Genomic DNA, 24,328 nt, shown 5'->3' on the forward strand with positions numbered 1-24,328 from the left:
CTGACGTGGCACGTTATCCATCTGAGAACATAACAATGCTGTGATAGCAGAAGGTTTGTATGACATCGCCCTTATCTCTGGAACGCTCAACGCTGGTCATTGATGGCCGCCCCTTTCAGTTTCTCGATCTGACCCGTCTGCTGCCGCTCGACCAGCTACAGCGCCTGCCGTTCAGCCTGCGTATTCTGCTGGAGAACGTCGCGCTGCGCTCGCCGCAGGCGCTGCCCCATTTCCTGCGTATGCTACAGGGTGAAGAGCGGGCTGGAGAAGTCGCGTTTTATCCCGACCGCCTGATGTTTCACGACACCACCTGCCTGCCTGCCCTGGCGGACTTTGCCGCGATGCGCGATCTCACTGCCGAACTCGGCGGGGATCCACAGCGCATCAATCCGCATATTCCGGCGGTGCTGACCATCGATCACTCGGTTATTGTCGAACGCTACGCCTCCGCCGACGCGCTGGAGCAGAACCTGCAATTCGACTTTCGCCGCAACGCCGAGCGCTATCGCTTTATTCGCTGGGCCGAGCAGAGCCTGGACAACTTCCGCGTCATTCCGCCGGGCACCGGCATTATTCACCTGATGAACCTGGAGGCGATTGCCGAAGTGGTTACGGTGGACGAGCGGGAAAGCGTACCGCTGCTGCACGCCGACTGCATGGTGGCGACGGACAGCCATACGCCGATGATCAACGCGCTGGGTATTCTGGGTTGGGGCGTCGGCGGACTGGAAGGCCAGGCGACGCTGGTAGGCGAACCGGTCACGCTGCGCTTTCCGGAGGTTATCGGTATTTCGCTGTCGGGCACGCTGGCCGCTGACGTCAGCGACAGCGATCTGGCGCTGCATATTACGCGCCTCCTGCGCGAAAAGGGCGTGGTCGGCAAGTTCGTCGAATTTACCGGCCCGTCGTTACATCTGCTGCCGCTGGAGTCGCGCGCCACCATCGCTAATATGGCACCGGAGTATGGAGCCACGGTGGTGTTTTTCCCGTGGGACGATCGCAGCGCCGACTATGTGCAGATGACCGGACGCAGTGAAGAGAAGCAGGCGATTATCCACGCTTATATGCGAGAGCAGCATCTGTGGCGTTCGCCGGAGACGCCGACGCCTGAATTTACTCAGCTGATCGCGCTGGATCTCGGCAGCATCGAACCCTGTATGGCAGGGCCGATGAATCCGCATCAGCAGATCCCGCTGGGCCGCGCCGCCGAAAGCTTTTACGACAGCCTGACGGCTGAAGCGCGTAACGGCCGCTGGCAGCACGCCGCTTATCCGCAGGCGATTGAGCAGGGCGCTATCGCTATCGCCGCCATTACCAGCTGCACCACCACCGCCAATCCCTGGCTGGTGATCCAGGCGGCGCTGTTCGCGCGCAACGCCGCGCGGCATGGCCTGAAGCCCAAACCGTGGGTAAAGACCTCATTTTCACCAGGTTCGCGCGGCGTCACCGACTATCTCAGCGCCTGCGGGTTGCTGAGCGAGCTGGAGAAGACAGGCTTCGACGTTACCGGCTATGGCTGCATGACCTGCATCGGTAGCTCCGGCGCGCTGCAGCCTGCTATGGAGTCGCTGGTGAACGAGGGGTTGCAGGCGGTCTGCGTGCTGTCGGGCAACCGTAACTTTCCCCGTCGCGTCAATCCCAGCCTCGGGCACGGCTATCTCACCTCTCCGGCGCTGGTGATCGCCTGGGCGCTGGCGGGCCATATTTCCCATGATATGGTTCACGACGCGCTGGGCTACGACGCGCAGCAGCAGCCGATCCGCATGCGAGACTTAATGCCGACGCGCGAAGAGGTGGAAGAGTGGGTCGAGCGCGCCATGAAGCGGGAATTTTACGTTAAACGTCGCGAGATTATCTGGCAGGGCACACCGCACTGGCAGCAGATCGCCGCGCCGGGCAGCATGCACTATCCGTGGGAAGCGAGTTCGACCTATCTGCGTCGTCCTGGTTATCTGCAGCGTCTGCCGCGCGATCCCGCTGCGCCGCTCTCGCTGCACGACGCGCGCCCCTTTTTGTGGTTCGGCGACGACGTTACCACCGACCATATCTCGCCGGCGGGCGCTATTCCGCCCACCAGCCTGGCGGGAAAATGGCTGCTGGAACACCATGAGGATCCGCAGGATCTCAATCTCTACTCGACGCGACGCAGCAATCATGAGGTGATGGTGCGCGGCGCCTTCACCAACAAGGCGCTGGCGAACCGGCTGCTGCCGCCGGAAAAACGCGGCGGCGGCGGGTTCGCCTGGGATGCCGACCATCAGCAGATCTTGCCTGCTTATGAAGCGGCGCAGAGCTGGCTGGCGCCCGGCGTGCCGCTGGTGGTGTTCGCCGGCGAACGCTACGGCGCTGGCTCCAGCCGCGACTGGGCGGCGAAAGCGCAGGCGTTGATGGGCGTTAAGGCGGTAGTGGCGGAGAGCTTTGAGCGCATCCATCGCACCAATCTGATTGGCATGGGGATCCTGCCGCTGCACTTCTGCGCGGGCGAGGCGGCGCGTCTCCCGGAGATGGACGGCAGCGAAACGCTGGATTTCGTCGGGCTGGAACATTTACAGCCCGGCACAACGCCGCTGCAGCTGCGCATCAGTCGAGATAGCAGGCTACTCGGCGAGTTCGCGCTGACGGCGGTGATCGACTCGCAGCAGGAGCTTGGCTATCTGCTGCATGGCGGCATCTTGCCCTTTGTTATTCAGCAAACCCTGAAAGGCTGACTATGCGTTACGATCTGGTCTCGTTATCTCTCTTTGTCGCCGTGGCGGAAACGCAAAACCTGACCCACGCAGCACGGCGCAAGCATACTGCGGTTTCGGCGGTAAGTAAGCGCATCGCCGAACTGGAGCAGCAGGTGGGCACGCAGCTAATGCTGCGCCTGCCGCGCGGCATCGAGCTGACGCCAGCAGGCCATTCGCTGCTCTATCACGCGCGTCAGATATTCCGCAATCTGGAGCAGATGGAAGAGGAGCTGAGCGATTACGCCGCAGGGATCCGCGGCCATATCCGCATCTTCACGATTTCCGCGGCGCTGATGCACTGTCTGCCGCGCGCCATCAGCCAGTTTCTGACGCACTATCCGCAAACCGATATCGATATTGAAGAGCAGACCGGCGTCGGCGTAGTGCAGGGGCTGCTGGAGGGCAACGCCGACGTCGGCATCTTCTCCAGCTGGACGCCCGCGTCCGGCATCGACGTCTGGCCGTGGCAGCAGGATCAGCTCTCCGTACTGGTATGGCACGGCCATGCGCTGGCGGCGCGCCCGTCGCTGCGGCTGGCCGATCTGTTGGAGGAACGGATCATCGGACCGCATCGCGACAGCGCCGTCAGCCATATTCTGGAACGCGAGGCGCGCAGGCTGGGCAGAACGCTCAGTATTGGGCTGCGCGTAAGCAGCTTCGTCTCGATGGCGGAGCTGGTGAGCCAGCAGCTTGGTATCGCCATCCTGCCGGTGAATGAGATCGCGCCCGCCTCGCTACACCGCGACGTGCGAGCCATTCCGCTGGCGGAGCCCTGGGCGAAGCGGGAGCTGCTGCTGGGCGTCAAGGCGCATGCGCTGGCGTCGCCCTCGGTAAAAACCCTGATTGAAAGCCTGACCGCCGCCAACAAACGTGGTCAGGAGGAGGAAGGGGCAGGCAGCGTTGTTACGTTGCGCTAGCGAAGCAGAGACAGGTTGGGCTGGCCGTGACTATCGTCTGTCCACGCCTGCGCAGCAGGCCGGTTTGCTCATCGACGTCAAACACCTCAATGGTGTCGGACTCCTCATTGGCGCTAAAGAAGCGGCGCCCGTCCGGGGAAAGCGTGGTAAAGCGGGGCGTTTTGCCGCCACAGTCCACCCAGTTAATCACGCTGAGCGTACCCGCCTGCACATCCACCGCAAACACGCCGATGCTGTCATGACCGCGATTCGCCGCGTAGACAAAACGGCCGCTGGGATGCACCTCAATCTCGCTGGCGTCGCTGCGTGTCAGATAGCCCTCCGGCAGCGCGCTCAGCGTCTGTTTTAGCCTCAGCGCGCCGCGCTGAGCATCAACCTCCAGTACCGTCAGCGTGCTGCTCAGCTCGCTCAGGCCGTAAAGCCATTTTCCGCTGGGATGAAAGTCGACGTGGCGCGGCCAGCTGCCGGGCGCGAGCCTGATTTCATCCAGCAGCCGCGCTTCACCCTGATGCCAGCGATAAAGCCGGATCATATCGATGCCGTTGCCCGCCGCGCGTCCCTGTATCGGCACGGCGAACAGATCGCTGCCGGGCGCAAAGACAATTTCATGGGGTCGGGACAGACTTTCCGGCGCCTCCTGCATGGCAGAGTGGCCGGGAAGGCGTGCCAGCGAGTGGGGCGGCTGCAATCCTTGTTGATCAATAGCGAGCGCCGCAATATTGCCCGCTTCATGGTTGGCGATCAGCAGATACTGGCCATCAGGCGTCAACGCCGCGCCGACCGGGTTATTGCGTCGCTGCGGATCGAGATCGGGATGTGCATGACGCGGACCAGTGGTCTGTTGTGTTAGCAGGCTTAGCAGGCCGCTCTCCTGATTGCGCTTCCAGACCGCAACAACATCCCCGTCGCCGTGCAGCGCGTAAAGACGATCGCGAAGCGGATCCAGCGTCAGCCATGAGGGGTTCTCCTGCACCGATTCTACGCACTGAATAAGCCGCCACTCGCCATCTGGCAGCACCTGATAGACTTCGATTCCTTTTCCACGCGCGCCGCGCCAGGCGGACGTTCGGCAACCCACATAGGCAAATGTCATGCAACCCTCCAGATCAATGCATTTATATTAATACAAATGCATTGTTTATCTTGTGATGAACCTCACGGCATTAACTAAAATCACTAAATAAAAGCGATACTAAGCGGATTTTAAGCGCTGATAAAACTGCGGAATCCCTAAAAGCACTTTTATCGGCCATATTGCATCATTGCATTTACATATCTTTAAAAGCATAAATTAGCCGATCCTGTTCACATTTTCGACGCAGGCAGATTGCAGAAAAATCGGGCACGCCGCTTACTGTTAATGCGAAGTAAACAAATGTTAAAAAAATGCATCTGGGAGTAAGGGTATGACCCAACGTATCGCGTATGTCACCTCTGGAATGGGCAGTCTCGGCACGGCGATTTGTCGTCGGCTGGCAAAAGACGGCTTTAAAGTCATTGCCGGTTGCGGTCCTGATTCAAAAAGAAAACAGGCCTGGCTGGATGATAATAAAAAACTGGGCTTCGACTTTATCGCCTCGGAAGGTAATGTCGCTGACTGGGACTCTACCGTTAAAACCTTTGAAAAGATCCGGCGTGAGATTGGCGAAGTAGACGTGCTAATCAATAATGCCGGCACCGCGCGTAATGCGTTATTCCGTGATATGCAGCCGCAGGAGTGGCAAGCGGTTATTGATACCAATATGAATTCGCTGTTTAACGTCACGCGCCAGGTGATCGATGGCATGATGTCGCGCGGCTGGGGACGTATTATTAATATCTCTTCGCTTAATGCGCAAATCGGCACCGTCGGCCAGGTGAACTACTCCACGGCAAAATATGCGGTACGCGGTTTTACCCGCGCGCTGGCGCGCGAAGTCTCCGCGCGCGGCGTCACCGTGAATACCGTGTCGCCGGGCTATCTCGCCACCAGCAAGCTGAAAACCGTCACGCCGGTGCAGGTGATTGACAAGATCGTGCAGGAGATCCCGGTGCGTCGACTGGGATCGCCGTCGGAAATCGCCTCAATCTGCGCCTGGCTCGCCTCCGATGAATCGGGCTACGCCACCGGCGCGAATTTCTCCGTCAACGGCGGTATGCATATGAGCTAATTTTCCCGCGCTGTAAAAAATATAACGATGACAACTTTACTCGCGCCTTTATTTATAAGGGTGCCGGAGGCTCTTATGCTCTCTTTGCTGGGTTACGGCATGATCGTGGTCTTTATGATCCTGATTATGACTAAAAAGCTTTCTGCTCTGGTCGCACTGACGATTATTCCCATAATCTTCGCGTTAATTGCCGGTTTTGGCGGCGAGATGGGCGAGATGATGATAGAGGGATTAAAGAAAGTCGCACCGACCGCCATTATGGTGATCTTCGCCATTCTTTATTTCAGCACCATGTTCGATACCGGTTTATTCGATCCCATTATTCGCTTCTTCCTGCGAATTATTAATGGCGATCCGGTTAAAGCAGTTATGTGCAGCGCAGTGCTGGCGGCGATGGTTTCGCTGGATGGCGACGGCTCCACCACCTATATGATTTGCGTTACCGCGATGCTGCCGCTGTTCAAACGTATCCGCCTGGATCCACTCTCATTAACCTGTGTGGTGTTCCTCGCCGGCAGCATTACCAATCTGCTGCCGTGGGGCGGGCCGCTGGCGCGCGTAGCGGCCTCGCTGAAAGTAGAGTCGAGCGATCTCTTTATTCCGCTCATCCCATCGATGGTGTGCGGCTTTGTCGGTGTGCTGGTGCTGGCATGGTATATAGGTATTCGCGAGCGTCGCCGCCTGGGAAAACTGAGCATTCAGACCCGCGCCGACGGTTCGGTGGTGGAAGAGGACGCGGAGAGTTATCTGCCCGCGATTAATGAGGTAAACGAAGAGCTGCGTCGGCCGAAACTCTTCTGGCTGAACGCTGGTCTGACGCTAATACTGATGGCGTCACTGGTGATGGAGCTGCTGCCGCTGTCGGTGCTGTTTATGGTCGCCTTCGCGCTGGCGCTGCTGATCAACTATCCCCATCTGGATGCGCAGCGTCAGCGTATCGCCGCGCATGCGCCGGCGGCGCTTAATCAGACCTCGATCTTCCTTGCTGCGGGCATCTTCGCCGGGATCCTGTCTGGTACAGGCATGGTGACGGCGATGTCCGGTTCGCTACTGGCTATTCTACCGCAGTCGTGGGGGCCCTATCTGGCGCCGATCACCGCGCTGATCAGCCTGCCGGGCACCTTCTTCATGTCGAACGACGCCTTTTACTATGGCGTGCTACCGGTGCTGGCGGAAGCGGCGAAAGTGTACGGCATCGAGCCGATTGAAATTGGCCGCGCCTCGTTGGTTGGGCAGCCGGTGCACCTGCTCAGTCCGCTTGTGGCGTCAACCTATCTGCTGGTGGGGCTGGCAGGCGTCGAATTTAGCGACCATCAGAAATACACCTTTAAGTGGGCATTTCTGCTCTGTATGATTTTTCTGGCTTCGGGCCTGCTGCTGGGGCTTTATCCCATCTATTCCACCGCGGCATAAAAACAGACGGCTCAGGGAATGAGTCGTTTACCTTTCAGGCTTCCGCGCTGATACGGCGCATTTTTTTATTTTCCAGCGCCACCGCCAGATGCTGCTTCATCATGTAAGAGGCTTCGATACGCTGTCCCGACTCAATCAGCGCCAGCAGGCGCATATGATCTTTGACCTCAGCGTAGTAGCGGCTGCGATCGTCCATGATGCGGTAGTCCATCAGCATACGCATGCGGTTGACGTTGCGCAGCGAGATTTCAAAGAAGGGGTTATTGGAGAAGCCGATGACCGTCTCGTGAAAGCGATAGCCAGCCAGCTGCAGCTGTTTTGGCGACAGGCGTGCGATGCCATTGTCGAGCAGCATCTCCAGCTCTCGCCGGAGCTCGTCGATTTTCTCTTGAGGAGCGTTGAAGGTGGGCTCCAGAATCGCCATCGGCTCAATTACCATACGAAAACTAAAGATGTTTTCCAGCGCTGCTTTGGTTTTCGCCACCGGCAGAAAACGCCAGCCGTAACCCTGCTTGCGCTCCACCCAACCCTCGCTGATGCCGCGCGCCAGCAGCGTCGAAAGCTGGCTTTTGGTCAGGTTGTAGCGTTTCATCAGATAAAGTTCGGTGACTTCCGCGTCGATATTGTCCTGTAGCCAGTCTTCCGCCAGCTGGTAATACTCCGGCAGGTCGCTGCCGTCGGCAGGCGCCGCTTCGTCATGCTGCTGCGGCGCATAATCCTCTTTAACAAAAAAACCGCGATTGAGCTTCTGCTGCAGAACGCCTTTTTGCTCGAGATAGACCAGCGCCTCGCGCACCGGCGAGCGCGAGACGTCAAAGGTTTCGGCCAGTTTAGGCACGCTCAGGTGCGCGCCCGGTGCAATGTTGCCGGTATCGATCAGGCCAACGATTTTCTGCGAGAGTCGCTCAGTCAGGGCGCTAATTTTCATACTTTACACTCGGCAATCGGGATATAAATGCAAAATTAACGCTGATTATTGCATTTTACATCCCCCAAAAGCAATGTTGCAGCGTGGTATTCGTGAACGCTGACTAAAGAATAAATGAAGGAGTCGTTAAAGGTCTTCTTGTTAATTTCCCGGTTATGCCTGGTCACAAAGCAACCTTGTTGGCACTGCCAACAAGCTCATGAAACGAGCATTCATTGTTCCCCCAGGCTTTCTTTCCATAAACTAAAAAGAGTTTGGAATTGCCCTGCCCGGACTATTTCAAGCCAAACATATTCTCAATAGTCAGAAGGATGATCAAAGGACGGATGCGGCAGACAAAACACAAAGCAAACCCATACCGGCGAGAGCGGGGCGCTGAAATCAACGCTAACCGATCGGTTGCATACACAGTATGCGAGCCTGCTGTGGGATGGCCGTCAGCCAGAGGAGGTTAGACATTTTAACCAGCGGTGGGAATAATTAACGATATAAAAAAAGGACACCTGCGCGAACAGGTGTCCTTTTTTAGAGGAATCTGGCTATCAACATCGAGTGTACAAATTCGTTAAACACTGCGATGCCGACTTACCATCTCCTTTGTTCCGCCCGTTAAAGGATGACCTTTAACCAGCGTACTTTAATAGATGGTGCCCGGACTCGGAATCGAACCAAGGACACGGGGATTTTCAATCCCCTGCTCTACCGACTGAGCTATCCGGGCAACGGGGCGCATTAAACCGTAAAGGGCGTCCGCCGTCAACGGCTTTGTCATAAAAAAGCGATAAAGCGTGACTGACTGCCTGCTTTTCAGACAGTCAGCCCGAAAGTTATGCAAAACCTCCCGGCCTGCGTGGCGGAGCGGGCCGTCGGCCTGGCTTGCCACGACCGCTGTCAGGTCAGCGCGCCATTCTTACGGCACAGCGCGATGCTCAGCACATCTTCCGCCAGCGAGCGGGCTGTAACCACTTCCTGCACGTTGCGCTTCACCAGCAGGCGGCTCAGGCAGCCTTCCAGGATCAGCTCCATCTGATGAGCGAGCAGCTCAGGATTATCGGTTTCAAGCTGCGTCAGCAGCTGGTGGGTGTATTGCCAGGACGCGCGTTTCTGCTGCTCGGCGACCTGATGGATAGGGTGATCCGGCTGCGGATAGAAGCTGCATGCCGCAACAAACAGACAGCCGGGATAGCGGTTGTTGTTCACCGCCTCTTCGAGTACCTGATAGCGCGCCAGCAGCTTTTTCGCCGGGCTTAAGGTTTCATCCAGCAGCAGCTTGCGCCGCCAGATATCTACCTGCTGGCTGTGATAGCGCAAGGCGTCATATAGCAGCGCCTCGCGATCGGGCCAGTAACGCTGGAGATCTTCCTGTCGACAGGCCGCCGCCTCCGCCATCATGGCGAAGGACGTTGAGGCGGCCAGCCCGTTTTGCTCGAGTACGTTCAGTGCATGCTCGAGTACCTGTTCACGTTGCAAGCGACTCTCCTCTTGAATGCATTATTTACGGTCACCGTAAAATTCCCCACCAGTGTCGTTTACTGCGCGACTTTCTGCAAATGCTGACGAAACGCCGTCGCATCCATAAAACCGGTTACGCGCGAGCCGGGGATCTCCTGGCCGCTGGCGTCGAAAAACAGAATGGTAGGCAGTCCCAGCACGTTCAGCTTCGCCAACAGCGCTCTCTCTTCGGCACCGTTGGTGGTGACGTTGGCCTGCAGCAGCTGCGCGTTATTCAGCGCATTCTGTACAGCGGGCTGGCTGAACGTATACTTTTCGAACTCTTTGCAGGCGACGCACCAGTCGGCGTAGAGATCGAGCATGGTGATGCCGTTATGCTGCTGCAATGCCCGATCGAGCTGGTCAACGTTGTCGATACGCGTAAAATTCAGCGCCGCATGGCTTTGCGCGGCGGGCGCGCCAAATGCCCAGTCCTGCAGCGGACGGGCGGACACCAGCGCGGCCGCCAGCATGACGATTTGTCCCAGACGTAGCCAGCCGTTAGCGGCTTTGAGGCTGGTAAAAGCCCAGCCGAAAAAGGCCACGGCCAGCATACTCCACAGACGCATTCCCCACACTTCGCCGACCACACGCTCCAGCAGGAACACCGGCAGCGCCAGAATCACAAAGCCGAAACCTTCTTTCACCGTCTGCATCCACGCGCCGCTTTTCGGCAGCAGGCGATTGCCGAACAGCGTAACGATAATCAGCGGCAATCCCATACCTACTGCGTAAAGCCAGAGCGTTCCTGCGCCAGCCAGCATATTGCCGCTCTGGGCGATATAAAGCAGGATGGCGCTGAGCGGCGCGGTAGTGCAGGGCGAGCAGATTAATCCCGCCAGCGCGCCCATCAAAAAGACGCCGGGCAGCGAGCCGCCCTGCTGACGGTTGCTGAGCAGCGTCAGCCGGGTTTGCAGCGAGGAAGGAAGCTGCAGGGTGAACAATCCGAACATCGACAGCGCCAGCAGAATAAACAGCGCGGAGAGACCGATCAGCACCGCAGGCGACTGCAGCGCGGCCTGGAAGCGCAGCCCGGCGGCGGCAACAATGACGCCCAGCGCCGTATAGGTCAGCGCCATGCCCTGGACATACACCACAGAGAGCGCAAAAAGTCGCTTCAGCGAATAGCGGCGATTGCCGCCAAGAATAATGCCGGAGATCAGCGGATACATCGGCAGCACGCAGGGCGTAAAGGCGACGCCGATCCCGATCAGCAAAGCCCACAGCGGCGAGAAGGGCAGTTTGTTCTCCACCGGCGGCGCGGTCGCTGAGCTTTGGGCTGATTGCGCTGCGGCGGCCTGGCTGGCGGCGGCAACCTCGTTTAGCGGCACGCTGCGGGTTTCCGGCGGATAGCAAAAACCTGCGGCGGCGCAGCCCTGATAAGTAACGCTCAGCGTCGCGCCCTTATCCGCCTGGGTAATCGTCAGCGGCAGCGTCAGGCTGTCGGGATAAATTTGCGTCTTGCCGTAAAACTCATCTTCATGCGGTTTGCCTGCGGGCAGCGTCCAGTCGGCCAGCTTCGCGCCGTGCGCGGTCAGGGTAATCTGCTGGCGATAAAGGTAGTAGCCGGGGGAAATCCGCCAGCTGAGCGTCAGCCGATCGGCCCGCTGGGTGAAGTCAAAGCTGAAAGCCTGATCGACGGTGCCAAAGTGGCTGCTGGCGCTCTGGCCGAACAGCGAGGCGCTGGCGCCGACGCTGAAAAGGACGGCCAGCGTCAGCAACAGGCTGGTAAAGATGCGCTTAATCATGACAGGAATCACTTTCCACTAACGACATAAACCAAACGGCGATCCCCGGTTCTGGCTGAGGCGGGGATCTCGTGCAAGGCGCAAACTATATCACGGCCTCACGATGGCTGCTTTTGCAGGATGTAACCGGCTGCGGCGGGAAGCGCTATTCTGCGCGATGTTAACGGAAGGTTTAATGAAGCGGGCCGTTGAGGCGGCCCGCCGGCGACATTACAGAAAGAGATTGGCGAAAACAAAACCAAAGGCGACAGAAAGCGCAATCGCCAGCGTGCCCGGCACAATGAAAGAGTGATTAAACACAAATTTGCCGATGCGGGTAGAGCCGGTGTCGTCCATCTCTACGGCGGCCAGCAGCGTAGGGTAGGTCGGCAGCACGAACAGCGCCGAAACGGCGGCGAAAGAGGCGATAGCGGTATGCGGCGATACGCCCAGCAGCAGCGCCGCAGGCATCAGCGCTTTGGTGGTAGCGGCCTGCGAATAGAGCAGCGTCGAGGCGAAAAAGAGGATCACCGCCAGCATCCACGGATAGTCGCGCAGCAGGCTGCCGGCGAAATCCTGAATCTCGCCGATATGCGCTTTTACAAAGGTATCGCCCAGCCAGGCGACGCCCATCACGCAGATACAGGCGCTCATACCGGAGCGGAACGTGCTGGCCGTAAGAATCTTCGCGGTATCCACTTTGCAGGTCAGGCAGATCAGCGCCGCGATGGTCAGCATAAAGACCACGATCGCTTCGTTACGCGGCAGCACAGGATTGTTAATCAGGCCGACGGTATCGCTGATCGCCGTGGCGTACAGCACCACGGCGATAATACCTGTCAGAAAAAGCAGCACCGAACGCTTCGCGCCCGGCTTCTCTTCAAAGCGGGTTGCGCCGCGCAGCGTGACCTCGCCTTTCGCCAGCCGCTGTTGGTAAATCTCATCTTCATGCAGCTCTTTTCCCAGGAAATTGGTGATCATCGCGGCAATAAAGATCGCCACCATCGTGGAAGGGATCGCGACGGCCAGCAGGCCCAGATAGCTGACGCCTTTCGGTTCCAGAATGCCGGAAAGGAAAACCACGGCGGCAGAGATAGGCGAAGCGGTAATCGCAATCTGTGAAGCGACCACCGCGATAGAGAGCGGCCGGGAAGGGCGAACGCCCTGTTCCTTCGCCACTTCGGCAATCACCGGCAGCGTGGAGAACGCTGTGTGGCCGGTACCCGCCAGCAGCGTCATCAGATAGGTCACCAGCGGCGCCAGAAAAGTGACGTAGCGCGGATGCCTGCGCAGCAGACGCTCGGCCAGGCTGACCAGATAGTCCATGCCGCCTGCGACCTGCATCGCTGCGATGGCGGCGATGACGCCCATAATGATTTCAATGACGTCGAACGGAATCGTTCCTGGCTTGATTTGAAAACCCAGCGTTAAAATCAGCATACCCACGCCGCCGGCGAAGCCGATGCCGATGCCGCCCAGTCGCGCCCCCAGATAGATCGCCGCCAGCACGACAATAAGCTCTGGTAAAATCATGGTTTGCTCCCGTGGTGTTTTTGGTTAGAAATTAGTTGATAGCATGTAACTTCGCGCATAAAAAAAGGCACGTAGTTCTGCGAACCAACGTGCCTTTTCTGCCTATAGCGGACAGTTACTCTTCATCGGTGTAGCGTTTAGCTTTATAGACCGGATACATCAGGTTTTGCGTCGAGAAGATGTCGTCCAGTTCGGTTTCGGTCAGCAGGCCGCGCTCCAGCACCACTTCCCGCACGCTTTTCCCGGTTTCGGCGCAGATTTTGCCGACGATATCGCCGTTATGATGGCCGATATAGGGGTTCAGATAGGTGACGATGCCGATTGAGTTAAAGACGTAGGCTTCGCAAACCGCTCTGTTGGCGGTGATGCCGTCGACGCATTTTTCCAGCAGGTTGGCGCAGGCATTGGTCAGGATATCCACCGACTCAAACAGCGCCTGGCCGATGACCGGCTCCATAACGTTCAGCTGCAGCTGGCCAGCTTCCGACGCCATCGTTACCGTGACGTCGTTGCCGATAACCTTAAAGCAGACCTGATTCACGACTTCCGGCACCACCGGGTTGACCTTCGCCGGCATAATAGAAGAACCCGCCTGCAGTTCCGGCAGGTTGATTTCGTTCAGGCCGGCGCGCGGGCCGGAAGAGAGCAGGCGCAAATCGTTGCAAATCTTCGACAGTTTTACCGCCAGGCGCTTCAGCGAGCTGTGTACCATCACATAGGCGCCGCAGTCCGAGGTCGCCTCGATCAGATCTTCCGCCGGCACGCAGGGCAGATTGCTGACTTCGGCCAGCTTCTGCACCGCCAGCTGCTGATAGCCGTCCGGCGTATTCAGGCGAGTACCGATGGCCGTGGCGCCCAGGTTGACCTCCAGCAGCAGTTCAGCCGTGCGCAGGATGTTTTTGATCTCTTCTTTCAGCAGCACGTTAAACGCATGGAACTCCTGGCCCAGCGTCATCGGCACGGCGTCCTGCAGCTGGGTGCGGCCCATTTTCAGGATGGTGTTGAACTCCACGGCTTTACGCTCGAAACCCTCGCTCAGCTTGCCGATAGATTCCAGTAATTGCAGGATGGAGCTGTAAACCGCGATGCGGAAACCGGTTGGGTAGGCGTCGTTGGTGGACTGACATTTGTTAACATGATCGTTGGGGTTCAGGTACTGATATTCCCCTTTCTGATGGCCCATCAGCTCCAGGCCGATGTTGGCCAGCACTTCATTGGTGTTCATGTTGACCGAGGTGCCGGCGCCGCCCTGGTAAACATCGACCGGGAACTGGTCCATGCATTTGCCGTTCTCCAACACTTCATCGCAGGCTTTAACGATCGCGTTGGCGATATTGCGCGGGATGGTCTGCAGCTCTTTATTGGCCAGCGCGGCCGCTTTTTTTACCATTACCATGCCGCGCACAAAGGCGGGAATGTCGCTGATTTTGCTGTTGCTGATATAGAAATTTTCGATCGCGCGCAGCGTATGAATGCCGTAATAGGCCTCCGCCGGCACCTCACGCATACCTAACAGGTCTTCTTCGATACGAATGTCATTAGCCATGAGCACCTTCTTGTTATTGCTGCCGGTTATACTCTTTATAGTCCGTGTCAGAGTGATTCGTTAGTCGCCATCAGTCCGGGTCGATATGTTAACGTTTTGCACCATCGGGAGCACGACTATATTCGGTAAAATATTGACGGGTTTCACTTTCAGCGACATTTTTTTCAGCGCCATATCGCTTGCGTTTAGCTGGCGCCGCGCCAGGGAATTTTGCGCCTGCGGTTGAAAAGCGGTTGCGGCGTGCCCATCTTTAACTAATACCCTTTTTCTGCCGCTGCGCCTGGCGCGCGGCGGCTCTAACCGACAGGAGACTGTGGTGCGCTGGTTACCGTTTCTGGTACTTTTTATTCTCGCCTGGATTGAGATCTCCCTCTTTATTCAGGTCGCTCATGTCTTAGGCGTGCTGGTGACGCTGCTGCTGGTAATCTTCAGCTCCGCTATCGGCATCTCGCTGGTGAAAAATCAGGGCATGAAGAACTTTATGCTGATGCAGCAGAAGCTGGCGGCAGGCGAAAGCCCGGCGGCGGAGATGCTGAAGAGCGTCTCGCTGATCCTGGCCGGTTTCCTGCTGCTGCTGCCCGGCTTCTTCACCGATTTCCTGGGCCTGCTGCTGCTGCTGCCGCCGGTGCAGAAGCACCTGACGCTGAAGCTGATGCCGCATCTGCGCACCTGGCGCGGGCCTGGCGCCGGCCCGGACAGCGGCTATACCGTGGACGGCGAGTATGAGCGTAAAGAGACGACGCTGATTGAGCACGACGACAAACGCGACGAGCGTTAATCTCTGAAGGCGGGCCTCCCGCCTTTTCTTTTTTCCTCCTTTCTGCTGGCTGTTATTTGTGCAGTCGTAACGCAGAAGCAAAATTTTTATTTTTTTACCCCTTGAAAGGGTGGAAGCCTGTCCCTATCTCTTCCGTCACGAGGCCGGCGCCAGTGAAGCCCGGCATTCATCCCAAAATGACTGATTGGACTTCTCAAAGGAGAGCTATCAATGAAAATTCGTCCATTGCACGACCGTGTTATCGTCAAGCGTAAAGAAGTGGAATCTAAATCAGCTGGCGGCATCGTTCTGACCGGCTCCGCAGCAGGTAAATCTACCCGTGGCGAAGTGCTGGCTGTTGGCAATGGCCGTATCCTGGAAAATGGCGAAGTGAAGCCGCTGGACGTGAAAGTCGGCGACGTCGTGATTTTCAACGAAGGCTATGGTGCGAAAACTGAGAAAATCGACAACCAGGAAGTGCTGATCATTTCTGAAAGCGACATTCTGGCAATTGTTGAAGCGTAATTTACGTAACTCATTGAACGAAACGAATTTAAGGGATATTGATAATGGCAGCTAAAGACGTAAAATTCGGCAACGACGCACGTGTAAAAATGCTCCGTGGCGTTAACGTACTGGCAGATGCGGTAAAAGTGACCCTGGGCCCGAAAGGCCGCAACGTGGTGCTGGATAAATCCTTCGGCGCACCAACCATCACCAAAGACGGCGTTTCCGTCGCGCGTGAAATCGAGCTGGACGACAAGTTCGAAAACATGGGCGCGCAGATGGTGAAAGAAGTCGCCTCTAAAGCGAACGACGCAGCAGGCGACGGCACCACCACTGCAACCGTACTGGCGCAGTCCATCATCACCGAAGGCCTGAAAGCCGTCGCTGCGGGCATGAACCCGATGGATCTGAAGCGCGGCATCGATCAGGCGGTTATCGCTGCGGTTGATGAGCTGAAAAAACTCTCCGTTCCTTGCTCCGACTCTAAAGCCATTGCTCAGGTTGGTACTATCTCCGCTAACTCCGACGAGAGCGTGGGTACGCTGATCGCTCAGGCGATGGAAAAAGTAGGCAAAGAAGGCGTTATCACCGTTGAAGAAGGCACCGGCCTGCAGGACGAGCTGGACGTGGTTGAAGGTATGCAGTTCGATCGCGGCTACCTCTCTCCTTACTTCATCAACAAGCCGGAAACCGGCGCGGTTGAGCTGGAATCCCCTTTCATCCTGCTGGCTGACAAGAAAATCTCCAACATCCGCGAAATGCTGCCAGTCCTGGAAGCCGTTGCGAAAGCGAGCAAGCCGCTGCTGATCATCGCAGAAGATGTTGAAGGCGAAGCGCTGGCTACGCTGGTGGTTAACACCATGCGCGGCATCGTGAAAGTGGCTGCGGTTAAAGCGCCAGGCTTCGGCGATCGTCGTAAAGCCATGCTGCAGGACATCGCTGTTCTGACCGGCGGTACCGTGATCTCTGAAGAGATCGGTATGGAGCTGGAGAAAGCGACGCTGGAAGACCTGGGCCAGGCAAAACGCGTTGTGATCAACAAAGACACCACTACCATCATCGATGGCGTGGGCGAAGAGTCCGTGATCTCCGGCCGCGTTACCCAGATCCGTCAGCAGATCGAAGAAGCGACTTCCGACTACGATCGTGAAAAACTGCAGGAGCGCGTGGCTAAACTGGCAGGCGGCGTAGCCGTTCTGAAAGTTGGCGCGGCAACTGAAGTTGAGATGAAAGAGAAGAAAGCACGCGTTGAAGACGCCCTGCACGCTACCCGCGCAGCAGTGGAAGAAGGCGTGGTTGCCGGCGGTGGCGTAGCGCTGGTACGCGTTGCAGCTCTGCTGTCCGAGCTGAAAGGCCAGAACGAAGATCAGAACGTGGGTATCAAAGTTGCGCTGCGCGCAATGGAATCACCACTGCGTCAGATCGTTTCCAACGCAGGCGAAGAGCCATCTGTGGTTGCTAACAACGTGAAAGCGGGCGACGGCAACTACGGCTACAACGCACAGACCGAAGAGTACGGCAATATGATCGACTTCGGTATCCTGGACCCAACCAAAGTGACCCGTTCTGCGCTGCAGTACGCGGCTTCTGTTGCGGGCCTGATGATCACCACCGAGTGCATGGTCACCGACCTGCCGAAAGCTGACGCACCAGACCTGGGCGCAGGCGGCGGCATGGGTGGAATGGGCGGCATGGGCGGCATGATGTAAGACGACGCCCGTCGTTCATAAGCGAAAAAACCTGCCAGCGATGGCAGGTTTTTTTTATGCCTTAAAAATTCAGGCGGAAACCGAGGTTGGCCGTCACCGGCGATTCAATCGTACGGCCTTTCTGGTAATCGGCTTCGGTAAACAGCGAAGCATCTTTCGTCAGCCGGATATCGATGCCCGCGCCATAGCGTCCGCTGGTCGCTGCCGCACCCTCATTGAAATCCCAGCTGTCGTTGAGCCAGACTTTGCCGGTTTTCACGAATTCATGCGCCACGCTGGCTTTCAGATAAGGATTCAGCGAGGCTTTTTCCAGCTGGATGCGCTTGCCGAACTGCAGCCCCGTTTCCGCCTGCAGCGAGGATGGCTGCCGGATTTGCGCCTTCATGCCGTTGCTGAGCGTTACGCTTTTTCCGCCGGCCCGAAAAGCGCTGAGCCTGGCGAAGGGTTCCGCCCAGTAATTATCCGCCAGCGCGATGTGCCAGCCGCTCTCCAGCGCGCCGCCCAGGCCGTTCTGGTTGTAGCCGCCGCTGACCGCCGTTCCGTCGCTCATCTGCGTATGTAGCCGGTTATTAAACCGGTTTGCTTTGACTACGGCGTCAATATAAAGGCCGCTATCCGCGAACCAGCTGGCGTAAGCGCCGGCGCTGTAGCTGTCAATCTGGCTGTTGCCGCCGCGATCGTCCCTGACGCTGTTGTGGGTGATGGAGGCCATTACGCCGACGAAGAGATCGCCTTCGCGCACCGCAACCGCCTTGTCACCGCCCAGTTCAAAGCCGTTCTGTCCCAGCCGCCAGCTGCTTATCCCGCTATTTATCCGGGCGTTCTGGTGGATATAACGGCCCCAAACGCCGCCTTCTTCGCCGCTTTTACCGTCGCCTCTACGCTGGCGTAAATTCTGCAGCTCGTTATTAAAAATAGTGACCGGTGCGGCGGCCATATTCAGCACGGCGTTGGCAGAAGGCGTAAGCGAAGGCTGTGAGGGCGGCGTTCCGCCATGATCAGGCGCGTCGGGTGCGTCAGGCACGTCAGGCGTATTGGGGCGGTTGCTGTTCGCCAGATACCAGTCATTGCCTTTCTGTACCAGGTCATACTGCCAGACGCCCGCGTCCACTTTGCCGCCGTAAAGCGCGAAAAGCGCGGTATTGCTGGGAGCCTGAACCACCTTCAGCATAGCGTCGGCATCTTCTGGTTCCGTACCGCTGTTGGCGATCCGCAGCAAAAATGTGCCATAGAGATCTTTAGTGATGTTCAGCCTGTCGCCCTGCATGGTTTGCAAATTGGTATTCAGGCCGAATAAGCCCGCGCCGGTCAGGCTCTCTATGGTTAATGTATGAAACTGATTATTTGGGCCGACATCCGGCAGCAGAATGGAACCGCCAGTAAAAAGCATCTCTTTGAGATGATTATCTGCCGTCATCTTCCAGCTTGCATTGCGGCTAATCTCCAGCGTATCCACACCTGCTATATTACCTTCCAGCAAACTCGCGCCGCTTAAAAGCACATTTACCCGACTGCTTTCGTCGGCAAAAATATCGCCACGGGTATAGACGTTGTACAGTGAAAAATCGACCTTGCTGCCGTCAAGCGCTTCCAGCAGCCGGTTTTCTTTACTGGTGATGGAAGGCGTCAGCTTTATCGATGCACGGCTGTTGTAGACCGCGATCGTAGTATCACCTTTATTAACGCTGAAAGCTGCTTTTTGCGCATTGATGGTAGAGTCAATAATATCAAGCTGGGTTTCTTTTTTTCCGGTAATAAAAACCCCAACATTATTGCTGTTGATAGCCGAATGCTGGCTGACCAGTACGTTTGTGCCTTCCAGATTCAGGGCACCGCAGCCGTTGACCGCGGCGCTGCCGGCATAACAGGCAATTGCGCTGCCGTCGCTGAGCGAATCAAGGCTGGATGCGTAAATAATGAGATTGCTGTTGGTGGCTTCCAGCGCCGCCGCGGCTTCGGCTTTCAGCATGGAGTTTTTGATAAGCAGATTATTGACGATATCGTCTTCGGCGCTGTTGCGCACTCTTATCGCCGTGCCTGCGCTGTATATATCGGAATTAAGAATATCGGCGTTGTGCGTATCTTCCATATAGATGCCGGCCACGCCTAATGCGCTGGGTCCAGTGTAATCGCTGGTGTTGACGATTTTTATATTCTGCATGATCGCCGAATCGACATTTCTTAGATCGGCTACAACAAAGTTATGATTGTACAGCGTGCTGTTTTCCGCAACCAGGCCCCCGCTATAGATAGCTAACGGCGAAATAAACCCCTGTCCCTGAAAAGTACTGTCTTTTACCGTTATCGTATAGCCTGCGTTATTGGCACCCGTCCTGATACCGCCATTGAAAAGAGAACTATTAATATAAACGTCACCAAGGCTCTCTGAGCCTGCGGCGCGAATATTTCCTGAGTAGGTGCTATAGGAAAAAAGGATATGGCTGTTTGCGCTTGTAATATCGCCGGAAAATACCGCCTCGCTATTCAGCGTCAGCGTCGCATCATTCAGAGTATGAGACTGCGTGGTGGAAGAAAACCTGCCGTGGTACTGCTGACCGTTAAACTTCCGCCATTGGTGATATTAAAAACGGTCTCCTCATCCTGAGGGGTATTAAGAAAAATATGTTCGTTATTTATGTTAACTTCTTTTGGTGCGCCGTAAGAAAAAGGTGAATGAACTGCTAACAGGAAAAACGCAAATGGCGCGCCTGCTATTTTCAGCCTGGTTATAGCGGGTGATGAAAGCATAGTAAACCCTTAAAAAAGGAAATTTCTAATAAAAAACGTGAAATTAATATTTATTTTAATGGTGGAGTGCCCGAGTAAATTAAACTCAGCTTCAACGTTGGGCTATTACTCATTGGTTTTTCGGCCTGTAATGATTGCCGTAGCCTCTCAGGCATAAAGCAGTAAATAGATTATTTTTGTGAATGGGAATCTAACGCGTTTTTACTGCGGTCGCTTCGCCAGGGACTTTCGCCGGGCATGACCACAGAAGTACAGGCGCGTCGGCGATTTTATGTTAACCTGCGGGGGAGTCTGTTAATAATAATGGAGATTAAAATGCGGATTAACGTCTTGCTGGGGCTCTCTGTCGCGGCGCTGCTGCTGGCGGGCTGTAGCAGCTCTACCCAACTGAGTTCTGCCGGCGAACGCGTCACCTTCACCGATCAACAGCCGGCAAGCAGCTGCCAGCTACTGGGCAATCTGACCGGTACGCAAAGCAACTGGCTGAGCGGCGCGGGCGGCGGCGAAAGCAGTTCGCTGCGCGGCGCGGCTAACGACCTGCGCAATCGCGCGGCGGAAATGGGCGGCAATGTGATTTACGGCGCCACCAGCCCGACCCAGAATATCTGGTCGAGCTTTGCGCCGCTGGACAGCAAGATGAGCGGCCAGGTTTACAAGTGTCCCTGAGCCGTTAACGGCACCAGAGCTATACAGACAGGAGAGAAGCGCTTCTCTCCTTTTTTATTGCTGCCGCAGCTGCAGATCGAGCGGCGTTTTGCTCGGCTCGCCGCCAATCTCTCTCGCCAGCTTCGGCACCATATAGCCGGAAACCTGGCCCAGCAGTTCCCGCATGATTTCTCTCGCCCGCTCGTCCGACACGTAGAAGTGCGCCGCGCCCTGAACTTTATCCAGCACGTGAAGATAATAGGGCAGGATGCCGGCATCAAACAGCGCGTTGCTCAGCTCGGCCAGCGCAGCGGCGCTGTCGTTGATGCCGCGCAGCAGCACGCTCTGATTCAACAGCGTCACGCCAGCGCGCTTTAGCTGATGCATCGCTTCCCGCAGCTCGTCGTCGATTTCGCGCGCGTGGTTGATATGGCTCACCAGCAACGTCTGCAGCCGCGATTCCGCCAGCCGCTGGCAGAGCGCCGGGGTGATCCGCGCCGGGATAACCACAGGCAAACGGCTGTGGATACGTAGCCTTTTCAGGTGCGGAATGCGCTCCAGTTCGCTAATCAGCCAGTCCAGCTCGCCGTCTTTGGCCATCAAGGGATCGCCGCCGGAAAAAATAATTTCATCCAGTTGCGGCTGCTGTCGGATATACTCCAGCGCCTGCTGCCAGTTGCGCTTGTTGCCCTGGTTGTCCGCGTAGGGGAAATGCCGCCGGAAGCAGTAGCGGCAGTTAACGGCGCAGCCGCCTTTGACCAACAGCAGCGCGCGATTATGATATTTATGTAACAGACCCGGCACCACGCTGCTTTGCTCGTCGAGCGGATCGGTGCTGTAACCCGGCGCATCAATAAATTCCTGGCTTTGGGTGATCACCTGGAGCAGCAGCGGATCCTGCGGATCGCCTTTGCGCATTCTCGCCGCGAAGGCGCGCGGGACACGCAGCGCGAAAAGACGGCGCGCGTCGCCGCCGTTCCGTAGCTCAGGATGCGAATCAAGGCCTAAAAACTGGAGTAATTCATCAGGGTCAGTGATTACATCTGCAAGTTGATGCAACCATTCTTCTCGCGAAGGGGTATTTAGGGTTACAATGTGTGCCATTTTTTTGGCTAAGTACCAGTATTAAATTGTAGAGGGCCTTTATGGCGACTTATTCTAGCAACGATTTCCGTCCCGGTCTTAAAATCATGTTCGAAGGCGAACCTTACGCCGTCGAAGCCAGCGAGTTTGTTAAACCAGGTAAAGGCCAGGCTTTCGCACGCGTTAAAATGCGTCGCCTGCTGACCGGCACTCGCGTTGAGAAGACCTTTAAATCTACCGACTCCGCCGAAGGCGCAGACGTAGTAGATACCAACCTGAACTACCTGTACAACGACGGTGAGTTCTACCACTTTATGCACCCGGAAACCTTCGAGCAGCATCCTGTGGAAGCGAAAACCGTTGGCGACGCGGCGAAATGGCTGCTGGACAACGCAGAGTGTATCGTGACGCTGTGGAACGGCAAGCCAATTCAGGTGCTGCCGCCAAACTTCGTTGAGCTGGAGATCGTGGATACCGATCCAGGCCTGAAAGGCGATACCGCGGGTACCGGCGGCAAGCCAGCTAAACTCTCTACCGGCGCAGTGGTAAAAGTTCCGCTGTTCGTGCAGATTGGCGAAGTGATTAAAGTAGACACCCGTTCGGGCGAATACGTCTCTCGCGTAAAATAAGTCGTATGGGCCTGCTCAGTCAGGCCCTTATTTTTTAACGAGCCCACCCTGATCTTCTTCCGGTTTATCGCCGTCGCCCTGTTAATAATCTGCGCTTAGCGCCTGCAACACCTTTCGCGATTTAAGCGAGAATATCCGGCATTCTGGCAGGATTCTCTCTCACGCCGCCAGCTAAGTATTTCTCTTTTTCGCCTTGCCAGACGCATTCGCAAAATTACGACTATGCTTAACACGCTGTACTTTTACTTCTAATTAAAAGGATCTGGTTATGTTAAAGAAAAGTATTGTCGCGATCTTTTCCGTTCTGGTGCTCTCTTCTGCGCTGACCGCCTGTAACACCACCCGTGGTGTCGGCGAAGACGTTTCCGCAGGCGGACGGGCGATTCAGCGAAGCGCGCAGTAAAACAGGGGCCGGTGTTTGCGCACCGGCCTTGTTGTTTCTACGCCAGGATAAATTACTCCTGTTTCACCCAGATCAGTTTGCTGACGTCAAAACCGGCCTGGCGCGCTTTGGCAGTCAGCTCCTCTTTTACCTTGTCGTCAAGCTGCGGCGTGCGCGATAAAATCCACAGGTAGTTCCGGTTTGGCCCGCAGACCAGCGCATGCTGATAAGCGTTGTCCAGCGCGATAACGTTATAGCCGCCATAGAAGGGGCCGAAGAAAGAGACTTTCAGCGCCGCCTGGCTCGGCGAACCGGTAAAGTACGCTTTACCGATACTTTCCTGCCAGCGCTGTTTCTTCACGTTATAGCCGCGGTTGACGACTTTCAGGCCGCCATCGTCGCGTTTGCTGTAGGTGGCGGTAACGTGATCCAGTCCGCGCTCAAAGCGGTGATCCAGGCGGGCGATCTCATACCAGCTACCCAGATAAAGATCGGCATTAAAGCCCTCGACGGGCGTAACGCCTTTTGGCGGCGTGGTGGTGCAGGCGACAGAGAGAAGGGCGCCGGCGCCTGCCGCCAGCATTTTCCACAGAGACATAAGCGATTCCTTTGCGTTTTAACCGCTTAAGTATAGGCGAGTTTTGTGCGGGCGGCCCGTCGCCGCCCGACGGTCAGAGCGTCAGAACGCCGATGGCGGTGACGATGGTCAGAATGGCGGCCAGCCCGTAGAAAAGCCATTTGCTGGCGGGAAGGTGGATCTTCAGGTCGTGCATCATATGGTGCAGCCGGTGCAGCGCGCACCAGAGCGGCATCGCAATAGCCAGCAAAAGAAACACACGGCCAGGCCAGCTCTGCGCGAAGCTCAGGATGCGCTCGAAGCTGAAGGCCGACGGCGAGGTCAGCCCCAGCGGCATAATCACGCCAGCCAGCAGCACCACGACGGGCGACACCAGCGCGGCCCACATGCCGCCAGCGCCAAACAGCCCCCAAAACAGCGGTTCGTCGGAACGATCTTTTTTCATACTCCCTCCCGCGCCAGCAGAACGATAGCCAGAATCACCAGGCTAATCAGCGCCATCGCCACCCACAGGCCTTTTACGATCGGGCCAGGCGACAGCTTTTTATCGCCGATAATGATTATCGAAGCCTTCGGCGCCAGCTCAAACCAGGTTTTGCTGTGCAGCAGCGCGGCTGCCAGCGCGATCATATTCAGCAGCAACACCACGGGATGCTGCAGAAAATCCATAAAGGCGGCCCAGCTCTCTGCGCCGCGCTTTAACGCGTACAGCCCGAAAATCATCTCAATGCTGAACCACAGCGCCGGCAGCGCCGTGCCTTCGCGCAGCATATAGAAACGATAAAAGCCCACTTTACGCCACCAGTCGGCCGTAACCGGACGGTGGTAAGCCTTGCGTTTGGAACTCATCTGGCGAC

The 24,328-nt window shown here is 56.8% G+C and carries 22 protein-coding genes and 1 tRNA gene; 10 read left to right on the top strand and 13 right to left on the bottom strand.

What is annotated here, in order from left to right:
* The first annotated feature begins 59 nt into the window (after positions 1-59).
* Both MKZ79_RS12035 and MKZ79_RS12040 read left to right on the top strand, forming a co-directional pair.
* A complete protein-coding gene (locus MKZ79_RS12035; RefSeq protein ID WP_336142493.1) occupies positions 60-2,708 on the top strand; it encodes an aconitate hydratase in 2,649 nt (882 codons plus the stop codon).
* Between the two features lie 2 nt (positions 2,709-2,710).
* Positions 2,711-3,646: a LysR family transcriptional regulator gene (locus tag MKZ79_RS12040; protein ID WP_336142495.1), complete on the top strand. Its 936-nt coding sequence runs from the start codon at positions 2,711-2,713 to the stop codon at positions 3,644-3,646.
* Here MKZ79_RS12040 and MKZ79_RS12045 read toward each other — a convergent pair.
* On the bottom strand, positions 3,633-4,739 hold the full coding sequence (locus MKZ79_RS12045) for a lactonase family protein (protein WP_336142498.1): 1,107 nt from the start codon (positions 4,737-4,739) through the stop codon (positions 3,633-3,635). The genes MKZ79_RS12040 and MKZ79_RS12045 overlap by 14 nt on opposite strands.
* Positions 4,740-5,052: 313 nt before the next feature.
* On the opposite strand from MKZ79_RS12045, the gene phbB reads away from it, so the two are divergent.
* The gene (gene phbB, locus MKZ79_RS12050; protein ID WP_033748825.1) at positions 5,053-5,796 is read left to right on the top strand and encodes an acetoacetyl-CoA reductase; all 744 of its coding nucleotides are present in this window, start codon (positions 5,053-5,055) and stop codon (positions 5,794-5,796) included.
* 75 nt (positions 5,797-5,871) lie between these two features.
* Positions 5,872-7,209, top strand: a complete 1,338-nt coding sequence (locus MKZ79_RS12055) for a CitMHS family transporter (protein ID WP_336142502.1) — start codon at positions 5,872-5,874, stop codon at positions 7,207-7,209.
* 34 nt (positions 7,210-7,243) lie between these two features.
* Here MKZ79_RS12055 and MKZ79_RS12060 read toward each other — a convergent pair whose 3' ends face one another.
* The 6 genes from MKZ79_RS12060 to aspA form a co-directional block, all read right to left on the bottom strand.
* Positions 7,244-8,137, bottom strand: a complete 894-nt coding sequence (locus MKZ79_RS12060; RefSeq protein ID WP_336142504.1) for a GntR family transcriptional regulator — start codon at positions 8,135-8,137, stop codon at positions 7,244-7,246.
* A 645-nt stretch (positions 8,138-8,782) separates the two neighbouring features.
* Positions 8,783-8,858: transfer RNA gene (locus MKZ79_RS12065), tRNA-Phe, on the bottom strand.
* A gap of 170 nt (positions 8,859-9,028) precedes the next feature.
* Positions 9,029-9,607 carry a division control transcriptional repressor DicD gene (gene dicD / locus MKZ79_RS12070; RefSeq protein ID WP_336142505.1) on the bottom strand — a complete coding sequence of 193 codons (579 nt, stop codon included), beginning with the start codon at positions 9,605-9,607 and terminating at the stop codon, positions 9,029-9,031.
* 59 nt (positions 9,608-9,666) lie between these two features.
* Positions 9,667-11,376, bottom strand: a complete 1,710-nt coding sequence (locus tag MKZ79_RS12075; protein WP_336142508.1) for a protein-disulfide reductase DsbD — start codon at positions 11,374-11,376, stop codon at positions 9,667-9,669.
* Between the two features lie 210 nt (positions 11,377-11,586).
* Positions 11,587-12,888: an anaerobic C4-dicarboxylate transporter gene (locus MKZ79_RS12080; RefSeq protein WP_336142510.1), complete on the bottom strand. Its 1,302-nt coding sequence runs from the start codon at positions 12,886-12,888 to the stop codon at positions 11,587-11,589.
* A gap of 115 nt (positions 12,889-13,003) precedes the next feature.
* Positions 13,004-14,434 (bottom strand): aspartate ammonia-lyase, encoded by a 1,431-nt coding sequence (aspA, locus tag MKZ79_RS12085; RefSeq protein ID WP_336142512.1) that lies wholly within the window; start codon positions 14,432-14,434, stop codon positions 13,004-13,006.
* Between the two features lie 316 nt (positions 14,435-14,750).
* On the opposite strand from aspA, the gene MKZ79_RS12090 reads away from it, so the two are divergent.
* From MKZ79_RS12090 to groL, 3 genes are all read left to right on the top strand, one after another.
* Positions 14,751-15,212: an FxsA family protein gene (locus tag MKZ79_RS12090; protein WP_336142513.1), complete on the top strand. Its 462-nt coding sequence runs from the start codon at positions 14,751-14,753 to the stop codon at positions 15,210-15,212.
* Positions 15,213-15,422: 210 nt separating this feature from the next.
* Positions 15,423-15,716, top strand: coding sequence for a co-chaperone GroES (locus MKZ79_RS12095; protein WP_336142515.1), 294 nt, complete (start codon positions 15,423-15,425; stop codon positions 15,714-15,716).
* 44 nt (positions 15,717-15,760) lie between these two features.
* Entirely contained in the window at positions 15,761-17,407 is a 1,647-nt protein-coding gene (gene groL, locus MKZ79_RS12100; RefSeq protein ID WP_336142517.1) for a chaperonin GroEL, read from the top strand.
* A 61-nt stretch (positions 17,408-17,468) separates the two neighbouring features.
* On the opposite strand, the gene MKZ79_RS12105 is transcribed toward groL, so the two are convergent.
* Together MKZ79_RS12105 and MKZ79_RS12110 are read right to left on the bottom strand one after the other, a co-directional pair.
* Positions 17,469-19,568: an autotransporter outer membrane beta-barrel domain-containing protein gene (locus MKZ79_RS12105; protein WP_336142519.1), complete on the bottom strand. Its 2,100-nt coding sequence runs from the start codon at positions 19,566-19,568 to the stop codon at positions 17,469-17,471.
* Between the two features lie 344 nt (positions 19,569-19,912).
* Complete coding sequence (locus tag MKZ79_RS12110) at positions 19,913-20,155, bottom strand: hypothetical protein (protein WP_336142521.1); 243 nt, start codon at positions 20,153-20,155, stop codon at positions 19,913-19,915.
* A gap of 315 nt (positions 20,156-20,470) precedes the next feature.
* Between MKZ79_RS12110 and MKZ79_RS12115 the strand changes: the two genes are divergently transcribed.
* Positions 20,471-20,821, top strand: a complete 351-nt coding sequence (locus MKZ79_RS12115; protein ID WP_336142522.1) for a DUF4156 domain-containing protein — start codon at positions 20,471-20,473, stop codon at positions 20,819-20,821.
* Between the two features lie 54 nt (positions 20,822-20,875).
* Here MKZ79_RS12115 and epmB read toward each other — a convergent pair whose 3' ends face one another.
* Entirely contained in the window at positions 20,876-21,904 is a 1,029-nt protein-coding gene (epmB, locus tag MKZ79_RS12120; RefSeq protein WP_336142523.1) for an EF-P beta-lysylation protein EpmB, read from the bottom strand.
* A 41-nt stretch (positions 21,905-21,945) separates the two neighbouring features.
* Between epmB and efp the strand changes: the two genes are divergently transcribed.
* Both efp and MKZ79_RS12130 read left to right on the top strand, forming a co-directional pair.
* On the top strand, positions 21,946-22,512 hold the full coding sequence (gene efp, locus MKZ79_RS12125; protein WP_336142526.1) for an elongation factor P: 567 nt from the start codon (positions 21,946-21,948) through the stop codon (positions 22,510-22,512).
* Positions 22,513-22,780: 268 nt separating this feature from the next.
* Complete coding sequence (locus tag MKZ79_RS12130) at positions 22,781-22,915, top strand: entericidin A/B family lipoprotein (protein WP_034939964.1); 135 nt, start codon at positions 22,781-22,783, stop codon at positions 22,913-22,915.
* Positions 22,916-22,967: 52 nt separating this feature from the next.
* On the opposite strand, the gene MKZ79_RS12135 is transcribed toward MKZ79_RS12130, so the two are convergent.
* The 3 genes from MKZ79_RS12135 to frdC form a co-directional block, all read right to left on the bottom strand.
* On the bottom strand, positions 22,968-23,492 hold the full coding sequence (locus MKZ79_RS12135) for a lipocalin family protein (protein ID WP_336142529.1): 525 nt from the start codon (positions 23,490-23,492) through the stop codon (positions 22,968-22,970).
* A gap of 73 nt (positions 23,493-23,565) precedes the next feature.
* Entirely contained in the window at positions 23,566-23,916 is a 351-nt protein-coding gene (gene frdD, locus MKZ79_RS12140) for a fumarate reductase subunit FrdD (RefSeq protein WP_336142531.1), read from the bottom strand.
* Positions 23,913-24,320: a fumarate reductase subunit FrdC gene (gene frdC, locus MKZ79_RS12145; protein WP_336142533.1), complete on the bottom strand. Its 408-nt coding sequence runs from the start codon at positions 24,318-24,320 to the stop codon at positions 23,913-23,915. The genes frdD and frdC overlap by 4 nt, the downstream gene beginning before the upstream one ends.
* Positions 24,321-24,328 lie beyond the last annotated feature (8 nt).

This window comes from Erwinia sp. CGal63 (genome assembly GCF_037026505.1).
Taxonomy (GTDB): Bacteria; Pseudomonadota; Gammaproteobacteria; order Enterobacterales; family Enterobacteriaceae; genus Erwinia.